Genomic DNA, 16,515 nt, shown 5'->3' on the forward strand with positions numbered 1-16,515 from the left:
GAAGCCAACTATAGAGGGACAAGGGGAAGAAACAGAACCTGAAGAGAAGTGGGAAACAACGGAAGAGTTAGAGAAAAACCCAACTCCAGAAAACCTAAATGTAACGGAAGAAGAAAACAATTTACACGAATCAAAAGTAAAAGAACAAGAAAAAATAGAAGAACGTAAGAAAACATTACCACAGACTGGTGGGCATGTGTCATACCTACCATATATAGGTGGAATGTTGTTAGTATTTGCTTTATTAATACTAGTAATAAATAAAAGAAAATGGAACTAAAATGATGTGACTATTTGAACGGGCTATTAGAAGATAATAGTCCGTTTTTTTCAATTCACTCTATCTATCATATCTTTCGAGAGGACTCCCACCTCTAAACATATGTGAAGGTGGTGAGGTGAATCAAATGGAGTGAATAGAGAATACGATTGCTGAGTTTGTAATGTTTTTATGCGAAGAGAATCAAAAAGTGACAATGAGACAAAAGATAATGCCATTTATAAAAATCAAGAAGTTGGTATCGTACCAGCTACTCCAAGAGTCTTTTTTTTCGTCAAAACAAATAGTGCTAAACCTACTACCATACCAATTGCTGCGACGCCAAAACCAACATGGAAGTTATATTGTTGACCTAATGTACCAACAACTAAAGGAGCTACAAGAGCACCTAAATTAATGCCCATATAGAAAATACTAAAACCAGAGTCTCGACGCGTATCTGATTCATGATATAAATTTCCAACGATGCTAGAGATATTTGGTTTTAATAATCCTGTTCCAAGTATTAAAAATACCATAGAAATAAATAAAGTAATGATACTACCCGGCAATGCTAGAATAAGGTGGCCAATCATAATTAAAACCCCACCCCAAAAGACTGTTTTACTTGAACCGAGTAAACGATCAGAAACCCAGCCACCGATAACACTAGACATGTATAATAGAGAGCCGTAAATTGCCATGATGGAAGTGGCAGTAGCTTGATCAATTCCTAATCCACCTTTTGCAATGGAATAGTACATATAGTAAAGTAAAATGGCTCTCATTCCATAATAAGAAAACCTCTCCCAAAACTCGGTGAAAAATAAAGTGAATAAACCTTTAGGGTGACCAAAAAAGCCCGTTTGAGGGATATTCTCCATCATTGTTTGTTTTTCTTTCATATCCATAACGCTTTCTCTTTCGTATATTTATATATTATTTTAGTATAACGTAAATGTTGGGGATTGAAAGCAGAATATTGAAAGGTATCTCGTACTTGAATTTTGTAATTACACTTGGGAATTAGAAATTCTGCTTATCGTGAAAGGGTTGAAGGATGAGCAATATAGCTCATAAAAGAATATTGCTGATGTATAATTTTTTCTTATATAATGAATAATGTGCCTGTAGTCTTAAAAAATCGAATCATTTTGGTTTGTTAATTGTAATCATCCCTATGTAAGGTTTTATGAATATGTTATTAAAAGCATCAGGATAAGATGCCTTGTTCATCAATTATCTGAAATAATTGGTGAATGCCACCTTGTTCTACTAGATGTGGAGCGTTTTTTTCTGCAACAACGAATGCTTCGCTAGGGTAAGTCCGTATAATAGAAAGTCTATCGATTTTATCGCCAGCGTCTTCGTATAACCGAAATAATATAGCTTTCGTATGTCTTGTTTCCTTCAATAATTCGTAGTCTATGCGTGCCTTTTTTACTGAGGATTCAGTTACTTTTATCATGGTAGCACCTCTTTCAAACTAATCGTAAACGCTCATAAAGAGACATTAGATTTTTCGAAATTCATTTAATAAGCATACGTATAAAAATCAACATTAAGAGCAGTTGAATTTACATTTAACCCTAAAAGTAGGTCGTATTGTTCATTTCGTAAAGACATCTTTAACTCGTAAAGATGTCTTTTTGGTGTTCGTATTTAATCAATCAGCGGCTAATACAAAATTTAGGATCTTCTAATTTTCATTGTGTAAGAGCTGAGTGGCTTTTGCTTCCTTTTTCTGTCCTTTTAAGAAAAACGATACAACGAGGGCAATAATTATAAAGATTAACCCGAGCATGAATGCCCCTTGGAATCCCGATGTTAAGCCGTTTAACTTTTCTACTGGATTCATTGGGTTTGTTGAGTTTTGCATATATTCAGTTGTACCTGAAGACATTTTAGATATAAATATAGCTGTACCAATTGCACCAGCTACTTGCTGTAATGTATTAAATAGCGCTGTGCCGTGTGGGTAAAGCTCTGGTGTCAATTGATTTAAACCATATGTTTGTGCTGTCATCACAAACATGAGCCCAACCATTAATATGCTGTGCATTAAGATAATTTGTGTCAATGTTGTCTCTGGATTAATGCCCTTGAATAGCCACATTGCAATAGCTACTAATACAAGGCCAGGGATGATAATAGCCTTTGGACTAAATTTATCAAATAATTTACCTGCAATCGGTCCCATTATGGCGCTAATAATACTCCCCGGTAGCATGATGAGCCCTGATTTAAAGGCTGTAACAAGTAAAACGGTTTGTAAGAACATTGGTAATAAGGTCATTGTTGAAAACAGTGACATCATGACGATGACTATTAAACCAACTGATAAAGTAAACATTGGAAATTTAAATGCTCGTAGTTCTAAAATTGGATTATCGATTTTTAATTGACGAACAACAAAAATGAATAACGATATAATCCCGATAATTAAAGTGTAATAAACCTTCGGATCTGACCATCCTAAATCACCTGAAGAACTAAAGCTATATACAATACCACCGAAACCTAATGTTGATAAAAGAATGGATAAGTAATCAACTTTTGGTCGTGTTAACTCGGTGACATTTTGAAGGTACTTCATTCCAATTAATATGGAAATGATTACGATAGGAATAACAAGGTAGAATAACCAGCGCCAGCTAAGTGAATCAACGATCATTCCGGATAATGTAGGACCAATTGCTGGGGCAGACATCATAACAAGTGCGATTAAGCCCATTGTGGCACCGCGTTTTTCAGGTGGACAAATAATTAAAATCGTATTCATTAGTAATGGTGAAATTAAACCAGTAGCGATCGCTTGGACAATACGACCGATTAATAAAACGGAAAATATCGGTGCGAATCCAGCGATCAATGTACCGACTAAAAATGTTAACATGGCTGTTAAGAACATTTGTCTTGTTGTGAACCATTGTTGGAGTAAGGCTGTAATTGGTACTAAAACTCCAACAACTAACATGTAAGCTGTAGAAAGCCATTGAATTGTTGAAGCTGTGACATCAAATTCTCTCATTAATACGGTTAAAGCATTACCGAGTAACGTCTCGTTTAATAATGCGACCATTGCACCTAAAAGTAATGCAATTAAAATGGGGGCATGTTTAATATTAGAAGTGTCAATTTTACTACTTGTAGAGCTAGCAGTTGTTATATTCATTTATTGATTTTCCTCTCACTTTCTTTATTTTTAATACATTTGTATACAAAAGATTACATGTAATATAATATACATGTGTAGATTAAAAGATAAAGAATCAATTTTCAGTAGTTATATAATTAATCTACAGAAAAGGAGAAGTGTAGATGAAAAATAATGAGGAACAGCTGGATTTACGTGTTAGACGTACACATAAGCTATTGTGGGAGTCTTTATTTGAATTAATGACACAGTCAAAACAGAAATATAGTTCCATTACCATCAACCAAATCTGTGATCGTGCGATGGTGCATCGAACAACATTTTATAAACATTTTGAAGATAAAGATGGGTTATTGGTATTTGGATTTAAACAATATCAAGAGAAAGCTTTTACTATACCACTTTTAGATCGATTAACTAAACCGTTTCAAGTGATGGAACAGTTCTTGCAACATGAAGAAATCGGTAAAATATTAGAGTCGCAAATGGATGATGAACAATTTATTAGCTTCATAAATTATCAAACTCGTGAAATGAAGAAACAGGAGAATCAAGAGTTAAATCGGATTTGTAAAAATCATACGATACCAATGGAGTTAATTATTGAATTTTATTCGGGTGTAATTACAACATTAAGTGCATGGTGGCTTCAAAATAGAAAAAGTGTTTCAGCAGAAGAAATGGATAGATACTTTCATGAAATGATTAATCAAGATATTTTTCAATTGAAAGAGAATGAATGAATACTCCCCCATTTAACTTCGTTTGAAGCAGGGGTACTCTTTCGGTAAAATCTGATAGAGACATTTCTGAGACGGGGGATGTATGGAAGTATGATTTAACACTTCTAAAATTTATATGTTAGGATAATTTTGCTATAATATATGAGTATGAGTTACATATAGAGGAGTGCTAGAAAATGCGATCATTTAATGTCGATGAATTTATTGCCAGTGTCTTACAATGGATATTAAATATAGCTCTTATCATATTATCCATTGTTTTATCTATCTTTTTAATTAATGAAACGATCACATTTATACAATACATATTTTCCACAAAAAAATATACGTCCTATAAATTAGTTGAAAGTATTATTGTTTACTTTTTATACTTTGAATTTATTGCATTAATTATTAAGTACTTCAAATCGAATTATCACTTTCCGTTACGTTATTTTATTTATATTGGAATTACAGCGCTAATTCGATTGATTATCGTTTCTCATGAGGAACCACTTGAAACATTATTATATGCAGGTGCTATTCTTATTTTAGTTATTGCTTTATATATATCTAATATGAGGGATTTGAAGAAACATTAAATAAAGAAGTAGTGCAAGCCAAACAGTTGGTTCGCACTACTTTTTTAATTATAGTGATAAAAAGAGACAAAATGCATGTTTACTTCCTCCTTGACCTTCAAGTTACTTGAAGGATTAGAATGTGAGTAGAGAGTTGTAAAGGAGCGTTTTGAAATGAAAACTGTTAAGAAATTAAGTGGGAGAATGGAGATTGAAAAAATGAGTCGAGAACTTAAACTGCGCCCATTAGAACGAGAAGATTTGAAATTTGTTCATGAACTTAACAACAATGCACATATTATGTCTTATTGGTTTGAAGAACCGTATGAAGCTTTTGTGGAGTTGCAGGATCTATATGATAAGCACATTCATGATCAAAGTGAACGCCGGTTTATAGTAGAAAAAGATAATAATATGATTGGGTTAGTTGAATTAGTGGAGATTGATTACATTCATCGAAGAACAGAATTTCAAATTATCATTGATCCAAAGTATCAAGGGTATGGTTATGCAGCGTGCGCAACCCGTTTAGCGATGGATTACGCCTTTTCAGTATTAAATATGCACAAACTTTATTTAGTAGTGGATAAAGAAAATGAAAAGGCTACGCATATTTACAAAAAAGTCGGCTTTACGATTGAAGGCGAGTTACAAGATGAATTTTTCGTTGATGGTAACTACCATAATGCAATCAGAATGTGTATTTTCCAGCATCAATATTTAGAAATGAAATCATAAGTTTTAATGTATGATGAAAAATAAATATTTATTTCATGTACCGTTTTAAATATATAAAAGGAAGCATAACTTAGGGTTATGCTTCCTTTTTTGATTGTCCAAGGGTATGCTTCATCGTTAGTAATAAACAAAGAAGGCTCAATCTTTATAAAAAGATGGGCTTTTTTGTCTAATCATACATCCAATTATAAGTTTTTGATAGTAGAAGGCTAATATCAAAAAGAAAGTAATGATAAAGCTTTGAATGGATTAAATTTCCGTACATCAGACATAATAATGCTTAAGAAATTCCAATTAGGGTGAGAAATCGCAGTGTCAACTGCGGATATTGGGTGATTAAAATGTGGAAAACGCTTGTTTCTTATCTTCCAGATTGGAAAGTGTTTGTGCAAACTTTTATCGTATTTTTCGTTCCTTATGTGACCTCAAGAGTTTTTAGTTGGATCCGTACATTAGAGAAAGAGTGATGAGGATGAAAGAGAAGGAATCAAAGATGGAGCAACAAACCGATACATATCAGGATAAGCCTTTTCAAAACGTAACAGATTATTTTACAGGCGATTTTACCTTGGATCTAGAGCTTGTAAAAAAAGAAGTTAGTTATAACTCGGATGCCCACTTTCGAGAGTTTAACATAGGGGGGACAAATATTCGAGCGGCGCTTGTTTTTGTGGAAGGACTGTCGGATAAGGATCTCATTAATATGCATATTTTGAAGTCATTGATGTTTAATTTTTATGAAGAATATAAGAGTGCACCATCTTATGTGGAGGGTACCATTTCAAAAGAGTTTATTAAGAATCGCGTCCTTTCTATTAGTGAGGTAGAAGAAGTCTATTCTATAAAAGAGTTGATGGCAAAAGTGTTGATAGGTTCAACTGCACTTTTAGTTGATGGATTAGCAGGTGTATTAATTCTTGGTACAAAAAAAGGGAAAACACGCAATGTTGAAGAGCCCATATCAGAGGGATCAGTTAGAGGTCCACGGGTAGGTTTCACAGAAGTTTTGTCTGATAATACCGCTCTTTTACGGCTACATGGCGAAAATGAGGGATTGTCATTAACAAAATTTCATGTAGGAGAGCGGGCAAAAAAAGAGTTGGTTATTGCCTATATGAAAGAGATTGCTGATTCGGAATTGGTAGAAGAGGTTAAGAAAAGAATTCAGAAAATCAATATTGATAATGTGCCAGAATCAGGATATGTGGAGCAGCTCATCGAAGATAATTACCTCAGCCCGTTTCCACAAGCACAGAGTACGGAGCGCCCTGATCGCGTCATCGCAGCGTTGATGGAAGGGCGTGTTGCGATTTTATTGGATGGAACACCTTTTGCCCTGATTGTTCCAGTTACATTTAGCATGCTGATGCAATCGCCGGAAGATTACTATGAACGTTGGATTCCAGGTACGTTTATCCGTTTATTGCGCTTTGGAGCAGCTATTATTTCTCTTTTTGCACCTGCTTTGTACATTTCCTTTATCTCATTTCATCCTGGATTAATTCCGACCAAGTTGGCTATTTCAATTCTTGGGGGACGGGAAGGAGTTCCGTTTCCTGCAATTATAGAGGCATTATTTATGGAAATAGCCATCGAAATTTTGCGGGAAGCAGGGCTACGCCTGCCTAAGCCGATTGGTTCAGCGATGGGAATTGTCGGTGGATTAATCATTGGACAGGCTGCCGTAGAAGCGGGAATTATTAGTCCAATTATGGTAATTGTAGTAGCGGCCACTGCTATTTCTTCCTTTGCGCTCGCTCATTATAGTGCGGCAATTCCACTACGGATCCTTCGCTTTGTAGCCATGTTTTGCGCTGCCATATTTGGACTATACGGAGTCATTCTGTTTTTTCTCGTTCTATGCAGTCATATAGCGAGATTGAAGAGTTTCGGCGTACCCTATGCCAGTCCAGCTGTTGTTTATCATTTAAGTGATTGGAAAGATTTCGTGATTCGCATGCCACTTCAAATGATGAAACGCCGTCCCAAAATGATGAATATGAAAGATTCGATACGAAAAGGAAGTGAAGAGGGGTGATTACCAACTCTAAAGATCGAATTCCGACTTCGCAAGCGGCTGTCATTCTTATCAATTATATACTCGCAGTAGGAATTCTCACCTTGCCCAGAACAGCTGCTGAGAAAGTAAACACACCAGATGTTTGGATAACCGTTATTTTAGGCGGGTTAATTGCGATGGTTGCAGGGATAATCATGGTCAAATTAAGTCAACAATTTCCTGGAAAAACATTTTATCAATATAATCAAGAAATTGTAGGGAAATGGGTAGGAGCGATACTTAGTCTATTTATTGTAGGTTACTTTTTTATGCTTTCTTCATTTGAAGTCAAAACGCTGGAAGGAATAACAAGTTTCTTTTTACTGGAAGGAACACCTGGGTGGGCTATTATCATGCCATTTATGTGGGTGAGTCTCTATTTAAACCTAGGCGGAATAAACTCAATAGCACGTTTATTTGAAATTATATTTCCAATTACAGTCTTTATTTTCTTGCTCACTTCCTTTATGAGCATTGGAATATTTGAGATAGACAATCTTCGTCCTGTATTAGGGTTAGGGATTATCCCAGTACTAAAAGGCTTAAAAACAACAACGCTTGCATATTCAGGTGCCGAAATTATGTTGCTCCTTTTGGCATTTATGAAACAACCACGCCAAGCTGTAAAAGTCGTTCTAATCGGAACTGCTATTCCCTTAATTTTTTATGTCACTACAGTTGTGATGGTTATAGGAACGTTTTCTGTCGATGGGGTATTAATGAGAACATGGCCTACGATCGATCTTATGCGAAGTTTTGAACTCCCTGGTTTGATATTTGAGCGATTTGAGTCTTTATTACTTGTGGTATGGATTATGCAAATCTTCGCAACTTATACAATTTGCTATTATGCTGCTGCTTTGGGACTGGCACAGCTCTTTAATAAAAATATTCATTCCTTCTTGTATGGGTTACTCCCGGTTATTTATATCGTTTCTCAAATTCCGAAAAACATTAATGATCTATTTAAATTGGGAGATGTGATTGGTAATGCGGCGATGATATTATTTGGTATCCTACCACTGCTTCTCCTTGTAATTTCAAGATGGAGGAAGAGAAAGAATGAATCGAAGTGTGAATAATATACGACTTCTTTTGGCTTTATCATCAGTTCTTTTGCTTCTGGCTCTTACAGGGTGTTGGAGCAGTCATGAAATTGAAGAGCAGGGGTTCGCGGTAGGATTGGCATTTGATAAAGGGAAGGAGACAAAAGTTGAGAAAGAGATAGAAGAACATGGAGGAGGTTATCGAAAAAGAAATCTTATAACATCGACCTATCAGTTTGTTAAACCAGAATTATCAGGTAAAGGAAAGGGTGGAGGGGAACAACAAAAAGCCTACACGAATATTTCTGAAACTGGAGATTCTCTTCATCAATCGATTCGTGAAGTCGCATTAAGAAGGCAGCGTCCTATAATCTTTCATCACACGAAAGTGATTGTTGTTAGTGAAAGTCTTGCACGAATGTATAGTTTGAAGCAGTTACTGGATATTTATATCCGTGATAATGAGATGAGACCAAGTTGCCTCGTGTTAATTAGTAAAGGACGAGCTAGTGAGACATTGAAATCGAGGGAAGCAGGAGAAATTCCAGCGTTCATTTTGCTTGGAATTGCGGATAATCAATATAGATCATCACGGATTTTACCTCCCATGCCGCTTGCTAAATTACCAGGAAAGATAAAATCAGGGGCTAGTTTTCTTTTGCCAAATGTGATTTCGGTAAATGGAGAAGTGAAATATGCGGGGGCTGCCGTAATAAAAGGAAAGACAAAAAAGCTACGAGGTTTTTTGAATGAAAATGAATTGGAAGGCTTAACATGGATAACTGGAAAAGGAAAAAGCGGTTTGGTGAAAAGTTTTGATGAAAAGACAAGAAAACCCATCTTGTATGAAGTGAAATCTATGAAAAGCAAAATCCAACCCCACGTTAAAGGAAATAACATCTCTTTTGATGTGAACATCCAATCAGAGGGACGGCTATCTGAAAACTGGGTCCCTTCAGGAGAACCTTTTGAAAATAAATTTCTAAGAAGTGTAGAAAAATCTGCGGAACAAGAAGTGAATCGATTGGTGAAGCGGACATTAAAAAAAATTCAAAAGGATTATCAAGTTGATGTTGCTGGCTTCGGTAACAGATTAAAAATTGAGTACCCAAAAGTATGGAAAAAGGTTGAAAAAGACTGGGATAAAACATTTAGTAAGCTTCCAATCAAATATAGCGTAAAGTTAACTATTGAGGACTATGGTACGGAAGGGATTTAGAAGTGAGATTCTTTATTGCATGACATAGTATGAGATAAATGAAAAAATGTTGGTGGAATAGTGAGTGACCTTCCGCCAACATGTTTTATGTTTACAATTTCCTATATGAAAGTTGAAAATACGTATATATTCTCTTTATAAAGCTATTCTTATTTCTCTACATATTTTCTTCACGCGCTCTTTATAATGTAGTTCTTTCTCAGGTATTTTCAGCCGATCAATAAAAAGGTTAGCTAGCATCACTGCTGTGTCCAGTTGATAAAACGAGCGGACAATAGGAGAAAGAGATTTGAAAATGTCCTTGTTTCCATACCCTTCTTTAAATTCCTCCCAATTGAGTTCATTCGTTTCTAATATTCTCATTAAGTCTAATAGTGGATGACCAATCAAAGCATTATCCCAGTCAACGATTGCTTTTATTTCTCCGTTATAACCAATGAGGTTCACAGGTCGAATGTCCATATGTAGCAACCTTTTTAGAGAATCTCCTTCTTTTAATATTTGTTCAATTTCTGTTTCATCTGGTAACAGAATGTTATAATTCGCGATTCGATTGAATGCTTCTGTTCTTGTTACAAGGCGTTTGGTGAGTAATTTACTACAAGACTCCTCATTTTCATTTTGATAAGGTAAATCCTGAATTGATATATTGTGGAGCTTGCGAGTGATTTCCCCAATTTTGCAGGCGGAAACGGGGGTAGAATCAGTTGCTACATAATTTGAAATTAAGAAATCTAATTCTGTAGAAAGGTGTAATCCATGAATTTCTGGTACCGAAAGGCCTTTGGAAAAGCAAAAATTAGAAAGTGTAGCTTCTTTTTGTAAGGAAATTCGGCTACTAAACACCCCGTCATTTAGGTTGTTCACTTCACGCTCCCAAGGTACACGGAAAGCTAATGGGCCTTTTTCAGAATCGCCCCGAAAAACAACGTTTTGTACACCATTTCCTATGATGTCTAAATGTTTTACTGCTAGGTGTGGATACGTGTCAGCTAATATAATGTATAACTTCTCCTTTAATTTCTCTGCCTTGGACTGCGTATGAATCATTTTATCCCTCCTTATTTGCAAGAATCGAGTTTGTAGTATTCTGTTAATTTCATATTATCATATATGGTCTTTAGAGGAATGGAATATAAGTATTAGATAAAAAGGAAAAATTAAACCAATTGATTTTCTTCTCATTATCTGCCAAGCTTAAGAAGACAAAATACTTCAGAGAAAGAAATGTATAGGTGACGAATATGATTGAAATCAAGACTTCCACATTGAGCGATGGAGAATTTAATAGAGGAGTATTTGCAACACGTGATATAAAAAAAGGTGAACTTCTACATGAAGCACCAGTTATCTCTTATCCGAATGAAGAACATCAATTTATAGAGAAAACACTACTTGCTGACTACGCATTTGAGTATGGGATAAATCATTCTGCAATCCTTTTAGGATACGGTATGCTATTTAATCATGCTTACAAGCCAAATGCGACGTATGAAATTAACTTTGATAATCATACATTTGATTTCTATGCTTATAAGGATATAAAAGCAGGGGAAGAGATTCTGATCAACTACAATGGTGACGTTGATGATGATGAGTTACTATGGTTTGATAAGGAGAAAGAAGAAAACGATAAGTAATTAAGTGTAAAAAGAGCACATTCAGTTGGATGTGCTTTTTTGCATGAAATAAAAAAAATTTTGAAACCAAGCTGGCTTTTTATCTATCTAATAAGTGAAAGGAGGGGATACAATGGATGAAATAAAATTAGTCAAAAAGGCAAGAAAAGGTGACGATGCAGCTTTCGAACAGCTCATTCATCTATATCAAGATCAGTTGTACCGCACTGCGTATCTGTATGTACAGAATAAAGAAGATGCACTGGACGTTGTGCAAGAAACGGTGTATAAAGCGTACTTATCCATAGAACAATTAAAGAAACCAAACTATTTTTTGACATGGTTGACACGGATTCTTATACATCATGCCTATCAGTTATTAGGTGAAAAGAAAAAAGTGAAGAAGCTAGAGGATGGAAGAGAAACAGATACATATGGCGGGATGCCAAACAAACTACATCAAATTGAACAAAATATTGATTTGCAGGAAGCGATTCAAAGGTTGGATGAAAATTATCAAACAGTAATCATTTTATATTATTATCATGATTTTTCGATTAATAAAATTGCTTGGCAAATGAATATACCGGAGGGAACGGTAAAGACGTATTTGCACCGGGCGAGAAAGTCTCTAAAAAAATTATTAGGGGGGAGTGATGAGAATTGGATAAGCAGTGGTTTAATGACGAAGTAAATAAAATTGATGTTCCGAAACAAGAATTGAATCTGGCTATACAAAAAGGGATTGTTAGGGCAAAGGCAGAAAAACCGGTTAAAAAGATATATAAGAGAAGAAAAATTGCTTTGTTAACTGCAGCTTCAATCTGTATAGGGATACTAGGCTCAGGATTTGTATTTCCGCAAATGACTCGTGTATTAGCGGAAGTTCCGATTATTGGGAAAATCTATTCGCATTTTCATGATTCAATTGGTCAAAATCTATCAGCAAGTAAGCTTGTAACCGAACTAAACCAGCAAGCGGTAAGCAATGGGATTAGTGTAACGATGAACAGTGTGTATTATGATGGTGGTAGAATTGGGATTACATTTAAAGTAGATAATCCAGATGAAGTAGAGTTAAAGAATACTGTTGCCAATGGTTTTTACTATAATTTTAAACTAGTTGATGGAAGCGAGAAATGGGGGCGTGCAGCTTCATTTGATGGGAAAATTACAAAAGACGGTTGGTTTGGGAATATACACATTAATTATCCAGAAAAAGAGCTTCCTAAAAATACTACATTACCAATTACGATTACGTCGATTGGAGACACAAAAGGAATTTGGAAATTTGATATTCCCGTACAACAATTGGAGAATAAAATGATTCATCCTCAGCAATCCGTAAGTAGTGAAGATAAAGAACATACATTGAACTTTGAAAAGATTACAGTTGGAAAAGGGTCTGTTGCCATTGATTATAAAGCGATATATCCACTTGCTGGAGAGAATGATTTGGCAAGAATTGAGAAGGTGACGGATGATAAAGGTAATGAAATTGATTTTAAAACATCTGGGATTGAATTTGGAAGAGAAAAGGTTGGAAATCAGGTTGAATCTGATGAAAGGTCTATTTTTGGACAAGTTCCAGAGAACGCAGAATTTATTACGCTACATCCAAATGTGAGGTTATCTGAAAAGCCATCTATTCAGTCTTTAAATCAAAAGACACCATTTGAAATAAAAAGTGCTCGTAGTGATTTAAAGGTTGTCGTCAATAAAATTCAGCATAAAAAACAGCGATTAATCGTGCAATATACACTTCAAAATGCCGATACAAAACATAAGTCTATGGATGAATTGATCAATTGTGGGGAAGTTATGAATTTAATGGATTCTTCATATGTAGATAAGGAATTTGCACCAATTGGTCATGTGATAAAGGGAAGCGATGTGAAGGTATTGAATAAGGAAAAATTACAATTCCAAGCAACATTTCAGCTAGATGGGGAATATGGTGTGAAGAATTTTAGTTTAAAGAATTATGTATTAGAAGTAGAGATGTCACCATATCATCCTGAAAAATCATTACCGCCAGTCAAAATTCAATTAAAATAATCGAAAAAAGGATGCCCTTAACATATAAAGCGGCATCTTTTATATTACAACAGCCTTACATTTTTATAATGCCTATTCTTGATGTGACAAAATATCGACATTTTTATCAGTTTGAAAAGTTCCTTCTTTAATCATATTTTTTCACATTGACATGCGATATAATAGAGTTTTGTAAAGGAAGAGATTAGATTTCAAGTTTCTTTGTCTTAAACTTGGTTATACCGGAAAATTTTTGAAGCTAAAGTTTTCTTCTCGATTTTTTGATAAGATAGAGACGGAAGCTATCTTACTAAACTATTTAGGTAATCTATGTGGTGGCCGATTATCTACTTATTTTCAGCATGGCATTACATGTAGTGTAGTAAATGAACTTGTAAGCGGAATGAAAGAGAATAAGGAAAGTGGTTTTAAGAATGCTGGAACTAGCGAGAGGATAGGCCATTAATTATTAATAGAAATAGAGGAATCATAGAATGAATATGCAGGAAGTATATAAATATTTACGTACAGTATTACCAGAAGAACATGTAAAACAAGATGAAATGTTAAAGAATCATACGCATATAAAAGTAGGGGGAAAAGCAGATATATTTGTACAGCCTACTACCTATACTGAAATTCAACAAGTTGTACAGTATGCAAATGAACATAACATTCCAATTACGTTTTTAGGAAACGGCTCTAATGTGATTATAAAAGACGGTGGTATTCGCGGGATTACAGTAAGTTTAATTCATATTACAGATGTGACTGTGACAGGAACAAAGATTGTAGCACAATGTGGTGCGGCGATTATTGATGTATCACGAATTGCGTTAGATCACTGTTTAACAGGACTTGAATTTGCTTGTGGTATACCTGGTTCAGTTGGAGGAGCGTTATACATGAATGCCGGCGCATACGGCGGTGAGATTGCGTATGTGTTAACGGAAGCTATTGTAATGACAGGTGATGGAGAGTTACGTACTTTAACGAAAGACGACTTTGATTTTGGATATCGTAAAAGTACATTTGCTAACAATCATTACATTATACTTGAAGCGAAATTTGAACTTACAGAAGGTGTACGTGAAGAGATTAAAGAAAAGATGGATGATTTAACGTTTAAACGTGAATCCAAACAGCCTTTAGAGTATCCTTCATGTGGTAGTGTATTTAAGCGCCCGCCAAATAACTTTGCTGGTAAGCTTATTCAAGAATCAGGACTGCAAGGAAAGCGAATTGGCGGCGTAGAAGTTTCAATAAAACATGCTGGGTTTATGGTAAACGTTGATAATGGAACCGCGCAAGATTATATCGATTTAATTCATTTTGTACAAAAAACAGTTGAAGAAAAATTCGGTGTGAAGTTAGAGAGAGAAGTAAGGATTATTGGAGAAGATATACAATAATCTTTGAAATAAAGGCGCATAAAAATGCAAATTATTTCAAAATACCTTTTGGTTATTATTGACAATGAATTATAAATTCAATATAATGGCTAATAATTTAACATATGAAATACGTTGAAAGAGCCCAGTAGCAGTTTGTCACTGTTATCGAGAGAGCTAGGGGTTGCTGGAACCTAGCACAAACAAACTTGTGAATTACACTCTGGAGTATCTTAGGTAATGCTAAGCGGAGTAGCAATCGATATTATTGCTAAGAGTGGTATGAATAGTAATATTGGCGCTATTCGTGCAATCTGGGTGGTAACACGGTTCATAATCGTCCCTATGTCTAGTGTAGACATAGGGGCTTTTTGTTTTTTATAGGAAATTTAAATTAAAGGGGATGGAAAGACATGAACATTATTGATGAATTAGAATGGCGCGATGCTGTTAATCAACAAACAGATGCTGAAGGGTTACGCAAACTAGTAGAAGAGAAAAAGATTTCCTTATACTGCGGTGTCGATCCAACTGGTGACAGTATGCATATTGGACACTTAATTCCGTTTATGATGATGAAACGGTTTCAATTAGCTGGACATCACTCAGTTATTTTAATTGGAGGGGCAACAGGGACAATCGGTGATCCAAGTGGACGTCAAACAGAACGTCAGTTACAAACATTGGAACAAGTACAACATAATGTGGATGCATTAACAGCGCAAATGAAAAAGCTATTTGACTTCGGTGGCAATAGTGAAGTGAAAATGGTAAACAACTATGAATGGACACATCAAATCAATATTATCGAGTTCTTACGAGATTACGGTAAAAACTTTAGTATAAATAGTATGTTAGCGAAAGATATAGTGGCTAGTCGTCTAGATACAGGGATTTCATTTACAGAATTCACATATCAAATTTTACAAGCGATGGATTTCCATCACTTATACAAAGAAGAAGGTGTCCAATTACAGATTGGTGGTAGTGACCAGTGGGGGAACATTACGAGTGGTTTAGATTTAATTCGTAAATTAGAAGGGCATGAGGCAAAGGTATTTGGATTAACAATTCCGTTATTACTAAAATCAGATGGTACGAAGTTTGGTAAATCAGCAGGCGGAGCAGTATGGTTAGATTCTGCAAAAACAACGCCATTTGAGTTCTACCAGTTCTGGGTGAATACAGATGATCGTGATGTCATTAAGTACTTGAAATACTTTACGTTCTTAACGAAAGAGAAAATTGATCAATTAGCAGTTAAAGTTCAAACGGAGCCTCATAAACGCGAGGCGCAAAAAGTATTGGCTGAAGAAATGACAAAATTTGTTCATGGTGAGCACGCACTTTCGCAAGCATTAAAAATTACAGCAGCGTTATTTAGTGGGGATATTAAATCATTAACTGCTGATGAAATTGAACAAGGTTTTAAAGATATGCCAACTTTCCATACTTCAAAAGAAACAAAAAATATTGTCGAGTGGTTAGTTGATTTAGGAATTGAACCTTCTAGACGTCAAGCGCGCGAAGATATTAATAATGGAGCAATCTTGATGAATGGAGATAAAGTAACGGATGTGAATATAGATGTTACGGCAGAAAATTCATTCGATGGAAGATTTATCATTATCCGTAAAGGTAAAAAGAATTACAGCTTGGTGAAATTAGGAGCATAGAATTTGGATAT

16 protein-coding genes, 1 pseudogene and 1 other annotated feature are annotated in these 16,515 nt (G+C 35.1%); of the genes and pseudogenes, 13 read left to right on the forward strand and 4 right to left on the reverse strand.

Going from position 1 to position 16,515, the window contains the following annotated elements:
* The coding region (locus BLV40_RS24710; protein ID WP_139265612.1) for an LPXTG cell wall anchor domain-containing protein at positions 1-280 on the forward strand (280 nt) is incomplete at its 5' end.
* Positions 281-522: 242 nt separating this feature from the next.
* Here the strand turns inward: BLV40_RS24710 and BLV40_RS24715 are convergent.
* The 3 genes and pseudogenes from BLV40_RS24715 to BLV40_RS24725 form a co-directional block, all read right to left on the reverse strand.
* Positions 523-1,164: pseudogene (locus BLV40_RS24715) on the reverse strand (oligopeptide:H+ symporter); the annotation flags it as partial.
* 308 nt (positions 1,165-1,472) lie between these two features.
* Complete coding sequence (locus BLV40_RS24720) at positions 1,473-1,727, reverse strand: hypothetical protein (protein ID WP_090694830.1); 255 nt, start codon at positions 1,725-1,727, stop codon at positions 1,473-1,475.
* A 231-nt stretch (positions 1,728-1,958) separates the two neighbouring features.
* Entirely contained in the window at positions 1,959-3,434 is a 1,476-nt protein-coding gene (locus BLV40_RS24725; RefSeq protein WP_090694833.1) for an MDR family MFS transporter, read from the reverse strand.
* Positions 3,435-3,580: 146 nt separating this feature from the next.
* On the opposite strand from BLV40_RS24725, the gene BLV40_RS24730 reads away from it, so the two are divergent.
* The 6 genes from BLV40_RS24730 (at position 3,581) to BLV40_RS24760 (ending at position 9,781) form a co-directional block, all read left to right on the forward strand.
* Entirely contained in the window at positions 3,581-4,159 is a 579-nt protein-coding gene (locus tag BLV40_RS24730; RefSeq protein WP_090694836.1) for a TetR/AcrR family transcriptional regulator, read from the forward strand.
* 176 nt (positions 4,160-4,335) lie between these two features.
* A complete protein-coding gene (gene psiE, locus BLV40_RS24735) occupies positions 4,336-4,740 on the forward strand; it encodes a phosphate-starvation-inducible protein PsiE (protein ID WP_026594104.1) in 405 nt (134 codons plus the stop codon).
* Positions 4,741-4,938: 198 nt separating this feature from the next.
* Positions 4,939-5,457, forward strand: a complete 519-nt coding sequence (speG, locus tag BLV40_RS24740; RefSeq protein ID WP_090694937.1) for a spermidine N1-acetyltransferase — start codon at positions 4,939-4,941, stop codon at positions 5,455-5,457.
* A gap of 466 nt (positions 5,458-5,923) precedes the next feature.
* On the forward strand, positions 5,924-7,495 hold the full coding sequence (locus BLV40_RS24750) for a spore germination protein (RefSeq protein ID WP_139265613.1): 1,572 nt from the start codon (positions 5,924-5,926) through the stop codon (positions 7,493-7,495).
* Positions 7,492-8,598: a spore germination protein gene (locus tag BLV40_RS24755; protein ID WP_090694840.1), complete on the forward strand. Its 1,107-nt coding sequence runs from the start codon at positions 7,492-7,494 to the stop codon at positions 8,596-8,598. The genes BLV40_RS24750 and BLV40_RS24755 overlap by 4 nt, the downstream gene beginning before the upstream one ends.
* On the forward strand, positions 8,579-9,781 hold the full coding sequence (locus BLV40_RS24760) for a Ger(x)C family spore germination protein (protein WP_090694843.1): 1,203 nt from the start codon (positions 8,579-8,581) through the stop codon (positions 9,779-9,781). The genes BLV40_RS24755 and BLV40_RS24760 overlap by 20 nt, the downstream gene beginning before the upstream one ends.
* A gap of 135 nt (positions 9,782-9,916) precedes the next feature.
* On the opposite strand, the gene BLV40_RS24765 is transcribed toward BLV40_RS24760, so the two are convergent.
* Complete coding sequence (locus tag BLV40_RS24765; protein WP_090694848.1) at positions 9,917-10,831, reverse strand: phosphotransferase family protein; 915 nt, start codon at positions 10,829-10,831, stop codon at positions 9,917-9,919.
* 194 nt (positions 10,832-11,025) lie between these two features.
* On the opposite strand from BLV40_RS24765, the gene BLV40_RS24770 reads away from it, so the two are divergent.
* From BLV40_RS24770 to tyrS, 6 genes are all read left to right on the forward strand, one after another.
* A complete protein-coding gene (locus BLV40_RS24770; RefSeq protein ID WP_139265614.1) occupies positions 11,026-11,421 on the forward strand; it encodes an SET domain-containing protein in 396 nt (131 codons plus the stop codon).
* A 112-nt stretch (positions 11,422-11,533) separates the two neighbouring features.
* Positions 11,534-12,094, forward strand: a complete 561-nt coding sequence (locus BLV40_RS24775) for a sigma-70 family RNA polymerase sigma factor (protein WP_090694857.1) — start codon at positions 11,534-11,536, stop codon at positions 12,092-12,094.
* Positions 12,064-13,458 carry a DUF4179 domain-containing protein gene (locus BLV40_RS24780; protein WP_090694861.1) on the forward strand — a complete coding sequence of 465 codons (1,395 nt, stop codon included), beginning with the start codon at positions 12,064-12,066 and terminating at the stop codon, positions 13,456-13,458. The genes BLV40_RS24775 and BLV40_RS24780 overlap by 31 nt, the downstream gene beginning before the upstream one ends.
* A 232-nt stretch (positions 13,459-13,690) precedes the next feature.
* The gene (locus BLV40_RS24785; RefSeq protein WP_090694864.1) at positions 13,691-13,903 is read left to right on the forward strand and encodes a hypothetical protein; all 213 of its coding nucleotides are present in this window, start codon (positions 13,691-13,693) and stop codon (positions 13,901-13,903) included.
* 28 nt (positions 13,904-13,931) lie between these two features.
* Entirely contained in the window at positions 13,932-14,849 is a 918-nt protein-coding gene (gene murB / locus BLV40_RS24790; RefSeq protein ID WP_026594113.1) for a UDP-N-acetylmuramate dehydrogenase, read from the forward strand.
* 105 nt (positions 14,850-14,954) lie between these two features.
* Positions 14,955-15,176: a binding site (T-box leader), on the forward strand.
* A gap of 65 nt (positions 15,177-15,241) precedes the next feature.
* Positions 15,242-16,504, forward strand: coding sequence for a tyrosine--tRNA ligase (gene tyrS / locus BLV40_RS24795; protein WP_090694867.1), 1,263 nt, complete (start codon positions 15,242-15,244; stop codon positions 16,502-16,504).
* Positions 16,505-16,515: the final 11 nt, after the last annotated feature.

Origin of the sequence: Bacillus sp. 166amftsu (assembly GCF_900107445.1) — a bacterium.
GTDB lineage: Bacteria > Bacillota > Bacilli > Bacillales > Bacillaceae_G > Bacillus_A > Bacillus_A arachidis.

Bases quoted from the DNA above. Each gene is read 5' to 3' on its own strand.
- BLV40_RS24720 (WP_090694830.1), bottom strand. From the start codon at position 1,727: ATGATAAAAGTAACTGAATCCTCAGTAAAAAAGGCACGCATAGACTAC.
- BLV40_RS24725 (WP_090694833.1), bottom strand. From the start codon at position 3,434: ATGAATATAACAACTGCTAGCTCTACAAGTAGTAAAATTGACACTTCT.
- BLV40_RS24730 (WP_090694836.1), top strand. From the start codon at position 3,581: ATGAAAAATAATGAGGAACAGCTGGATTTACGTGTTAGACGTACACAT.
- psiE (WP_026594104.1), top strand. From the start codon at position 4,336: ATGCGATCATTTAATGTCGATGAATTTATTGCCAGTGTCTTACAATGG.
- speG (WP_090694937.1), top strand. From the start codon at position 4,939: ATGAGTCGAGAACTTAAACTGCGCCCATTAGAACGAGAAGATTTGAAA.
- BLV40_RS24750 (WP_139265613.1), top strand. From the start codon at position 5,924: ATGAGGATGAAAGAGAAGGAATCAAAGATGGAGCAACAAACCGATACA.
- BLV40_RS24760 (WP_090694843.1), top strand. From the start codon at position 8,579: ATGAATCGAAGTGTGAATAATATACGACTTCTTTTGGCTTTATCATCA.
- BLV40_RS24765 (WP_090694848.1), bottom strand. From the start codon at position 10,831: ATGATTCATACGCAGTCCAAGGCAGAGAAATTAAAGGAGAAGTTATAC.
- BLV40_RS24770 (WP_139265614.1), top strand. From the start codon at position 11,026: ATGATTGAAATCAAGACTTCCACATTGAGCGATGGAGAATTTAATAGA.
- BLV40_RS24775 (WP_090694857.1), top strand. From the start codon at position 11,534: ATGGATGAAATAAAATTAGTCAAAAAGGCAAGAAAAGGTGACGATGCA.
- murB (WP_026594113.1), top strand. From the start codon at position 13,932: ATGAATATGCAGGAAGTATATAAATATTTACGTACAGTATTACCAGAA.
- tyrS (WP_090694867.1), top strand. From the start codon at position 15,242: ATGAACATTATTGATGAATTAGAATGGCGCGATGCTGTTAATCAACAA.